Origin of the sequence: Lentilactobacillus sp. (assembly GCF_040773105.1) — a bacterium.
Classification (GTDB): Bacteria; Bacillota; Bacilli; order Lactobacillales; family Lactobacillaceae; genus Lentilactobacillus; species Lentilactobacillus parabuchneri.
This window is the reverse complement of record NZ_JAXGWW010000162.1, coordinates 1-4679: the sequence shown is the minus strand read 5'-3', so window position 1 is coordinate 4679 and position 4679 is coordinate 1. Positions and strand designations below refer to the sequence as shown.

At 48.7% G+C, this 4679-nt stretch carries 2 protein-coding genes; both read left to right on the top strand.

The window, feature by feature from the left end; translation table 11 throughout:
* Nucleotides 1–3087, top strand: a 3087-nt coding sequence (gene gltB / locus AB3112_RS08395; protein ID WP_367334280.1) for a glutamate synthase large subunit, incomplete at its 5' end; no start/stop codon positions are given.
* Nucleotides 3088–3098: 11 nt separating this feature from the next.
* Nucleotides 3099–4514 (top strand): glutamate synthase subunit beta, encoded by a 1416-nt coding sequence (locus tag AB3112_RS08390; protein ID WP_084973612.1) that lies wholly within the window; start codon nt 3099–3101, stop codon nt 4512–4514.
* The last annotated feature ends 165 nt before the right edge of the window (nt 4515–4679 follow it).

The window sequence follows — 4679 nt, the reverse complement described above, 5'->3', positions numbered from 1 at the left end:
GTCATCGAAACGGCCTTAATCCCGATGGCCAAAAATGGTGGCGAGCCCGTTGTCGCAATGGGGTTTGACTCCCCTTTGGCTGTCTTGAGTCATAAATCAGAATCACTGTTTACCTACTTTAAACAGTCATTTGCGCAAGTCACGAATCCACCAATTGATCCCTTACGAGAAAAAGTTGTCATCAGTACCACCCTCTTCTTGGGCCGCGATGATGACATTACAAAAGATACCAGCGGAAACTGTCAAAAGCTCAAAATTGACAGCCCAATTTTAACTGACCAAGATTACGCAAAACTGATGGCGCTGGATCTTCCCGCTTTCAAGGTGACGAAGCTTTCACTGGCTTATGACCTAACAGCGACACCCAATCGATTGGCCCACGTCTTGGAACACCTTTTCAAGCAGGCTGAAAATGCGATTGATGCCGGATCCACCATTCTGATTTTATCCGACCGTCCAGTTGCCGAAGGACAGATGACAATCCCCGTATTGCTAGCAGTTGCCGGCTTAAACAATTACCTGGTCCGCCAGGGAAAAGGTACTGCTGCATCGATCGTTGTTGACACTGCCGAAGCATGTGAAATCCACCATTTTGCCTGTTTAATTGGCTATGGTGCCATGGCCATTCATCCCTACGGCGCATTTTCCACCCTTGCGCAACGTGGATACGCCCAACAAATTCCCAATTATGCCAAGGCAGCCACCAAAGGGGTTATCAAGATCATGAGTCGGATGGGGATCTCGACGGTTGCCGGATATAAGGGTGCTCAATTGTTCGAAGCAGTTGGCCTGGCGGACTCCGTCATTGATCAATACTTCACTGGCACCCCAAGCAGAATTGGCGGCATTGACCTCAACCAAATTGAGGCTGAATATCAACAACGCTATGATTTAGCCTTCAGCAGCCATTCGATCGATGATTTGCCTTCGGGCGGCAGTTTCCAATACAAAGCCGATGGTGAATATCATTTATATAATCCAAAATCAATTTATCAGTTCCAAAAGGCCGTTCGAACAGATGATTATCAAGAATATCAAAAATACGCGATCGAAATGAACCAAGACGCGTTGGATAACCCAACGACGTTAAGATCCATGTGGACCATTAAACAGGCCGGCAACACCCCGGTTCCGTTAAGTGAAGTTGAGCCGGTCAGTTCAATTGTCAAGCGTTTTAAAGCCGGTGCCATGAGTTTTGGGGCACTTTCACAAGAAGCTCACGAAACGATTGCAATTGCCATGAATCGTTTAGGTGCCCGCAGCAACACGGGTGAAGGCGGTGAGAACCGCAACCGATTCAAAGTGGGACCAGACGGCATTGACCGCAATAGCAAAATTAAGCAGGTATCCACGGCTCGTTTTGGCGTCAACACAGAGTATCTGATGAGTGCCGACGAAATCCAAATCAAAATGGCGCAAGGTGCAAAGCCCGGTGAAGGTGGCCAGTTACCCGCTGGAAAAGCTTATCCCTGGGTCGCCAACATCCGTGGGTCAATCGCCGGCGTTCAGCTGATTTCGCCGCCACCCCACCATGATATTTATTCAATCGAAGACTTGGCCCAATTGATCTACGACTTAAAGCAGGTCAATCCATACGCCATTATCAACGTTAAATTGGTTTCCTCAACAGGCGTTGGAACGATTGCCGCCGGAGTTGTGAAGGCCGGTGCCAATACCGTTGTGATTTCCGGATACGACGGCGGTACCGGAGCAGCGCCCAGAAACTCCACAAGAGACTGTGGCCTGCCCTGGGAAATGGGCTTGGCGGACGCGCACCAAACGCTGGCCTTAAACCATCTGCGACAGCGAACCACACTGGAAGTTGACGGTAAATTACTGACCGGACGAGACATCGCGATTGCGATTATGCTGGGGGCAGAAGAATTTAGCTTTGCGACCCTGACAATGGTGGCAATTGGCTGTGTCATGATGCGCAAATGCAACTTAAATACCTGTCCCGTCGGCATTACCACTCAAAATCCGGATCTCAGAAAGCTGTATGCCGGAAAGCCGGAACACATTATCAGCATGATGCACTTTTTGACACAGGATTTGCGGGAACAAATGGCCCAACTTGGATATCGAACGGTTGATCAAATGGTTGGCCACGGAGAGCATTTGGCCCCACGTTATGTTCCTTCAGGAAAAGCAAAAACCCTTGATTATGACCGGATTTTAAACAAGACCATTCCAATTGAACGCAAAGTCAAAAATCCATTTAAGCCCAAATACGACTGGCCAGATCTTGATACATTTGCTAAAGCCAGCTTAAAAAACGGAACTTCAACCAGTGTTGACCTGCCAATTGATAACACGATGCGAGCCGTCGGAACAAGAATGGGCGGCTGGATCGCGGCGCACTTCGGCAACTACGGGTTGGCCCCCGGCGCAATGAAATTCAATTACGTTGGAATTGCCGGTCAAAGTTTTGGCGCCTTCATTACCCAGGGCATGGAAGTAAAATTAACTGGTGAAGCCAACGACTATGTTGGTAAAGGGCTTTCGGGTGGCCGGTTGATTGTCGCCTCTCCAAAGCAGGCCCGTGATATTTATGCCCATTCGCCAATCATCGGAAACGTCGCTTGCTTCGGCGCAACTGGTGGCGAAGCTTACTTTAACGGCCGGGCTGGTGAACGTTTCTGCGTCCGAAACTCCGGCGCAAAGGTTGTCGTTGAAGGAATCGGGAATAATGGCTGTGAATATATGACCGGCGGGGTGGCCGTTATTTTAGGCCGAACCGGTCGCAATTTCGCAGCTGGAATGTCTGGCGGGGTCGCCTATGTCTATGATTGGACACAGACCTTCGAACAAAACTGCAATCAAGAGCTGGTCGACCTGTACCACATTGGTGAAAATGGTGATGACCGCATCCTACTGGACTTGCTGAAAAAGCACTACAAGTACACCGGTTCAGAAATAGCCAAACATATTATTGATAACTGGCAAACCGAAAAACAAACGTTTATCAAAGTCTATCCGCGTGATTATCACCGAATGAAAGACCTAATTAATCAATTTACCAAGCCCGGCATTTCTCAAGAAAAAATCATTGAAAAGGCCTTTTACACGGCCACCGGTCAAGAATAGGGGGAAACAATATGGCAGATCCAAAAGGCTTTCTCAAATACGGCCGTAAAGACAATCCAATGCGTCCAATCATGCAGCGGATCAAAGATTTTGACGCAATGGAATTAGACTTGGATGATAGCGACCGAAGACAGCAGGCGGCACGGTGTATGAACTGTGGGATTCCTTTTTGTCACCACGGCGTTTTCTACGGTGGCGGCCGGGCAGTAGCCGGTTGTCCAAACGATAATCTAATCCCCGAGTGGAATGACTTGGTGTATCAAAGCCGCGATCAGCAAGCTTTCGAGCGATTAACCAAGACGAACTATCTACCGGACATGACCGGAAGAGTTTGTCCTGCACCGTGTGAAGCGGCCTGCGTCCAGGCGTTGAATGGCCCCGGCATCACCATTCGGAACAATGAGAAATTCATTATCGAGCAAGGATTCAAATACGGCTGGGTGGTCGACTCCGGCAAACCACTGCACCGGACCGGTAAAAAGATCGCCGTTATTGGTAGCGGCCCTGCCGGGATTTCAGTTGCCTGGCGACTGAATCAACTTGGCCATTCTGTCACAATTTTTGAACGTGACGATCGTTTTGGCGGCCTCCTCATGTATGGGATTCCAAATATGAAGCTTCCAAAAAACATCGTTGAACGCCGGATTGAAACCCTACGTCAAGTTGGCATCGAGCTGGTCGCAAATACTGAAGTCGGCAAGGATATTTCCGCGGATGAATTGCGCAGTCGGTTTGACCGAATTGTCATCTGCACCGGCGCACGGGAAGCCAGAAACCTTGATGTTGAAGGACGTGACCTCAAAGGGATTTACCAAGCTGTTGATTACCTGCGCCTGTCAACTCAAGCCGTCATGAATGATGGTGTCGCTGCAACCAACAGTCTAAAAGGAAAACACGTATTGGTTCTTGGTGGCGGCGATACGGGAAATGATTGTATCGGCACTGTCATTCGCCAGGGCTGCGCCGGAATTACCCAGTTGGAAATTAATCCGTCTCTTCCAAAGGAACGAACCGAAGCCAATCAGTGGCCAGAGTGGCCAATGGTTCAAAAAAATGGTTACGGCCAAAAAGAAGCCAGAGCGCTGTTTGGTGACATTACCAGTTACTCAAAAACAGCAACGGCCTTTTATGGCAAGAATGGCGTTGTCACTGAGGCACGAATTAGTCACGTCAAAAATCACCAACCGATTCCAGGTGATGAAACCACCGTCAAAGCCGACCTCGTCTTATTGGCCATGGGGTTCAAGGGTGCAGAACAGTGGTTATTTGATCAGTTCAATGTCACCAAGCGTAATAAGGATTATACGACCAATGACAGTCAGGTCTTTGTCGCAGGCGATTGCCGTCGCGGCCCCAGCTTAGTTATTTGGGGCATCCACGAAGGGCGAATGTGTGCGGAAAAAGTTGATGCCACGCTTAATGTGTAATGAATCGAACCAATTTTGATAGCAAGAGGGACTGAAAACCATCGAGTTTGTGGTTTTCAGTCCCTCTTTTATTGCAAGTGCTTATTTAATTCTGAGATCTTGGTCGACATCATAAACTTCGACGCAGTATCCACGATACCCGCAGTGTGGACAAGTTAATTTCCG

Bases quoted from the DNA above. Each gene is read 5' to 3' on its own strand.
- AB3112_RS08390 (WP_084973612.1), top strand. From the start codon at position 3,099: ATGGCAGATCCAAAAGGCTTTCTCAAATACGGCCGTAAAGACAATCCA.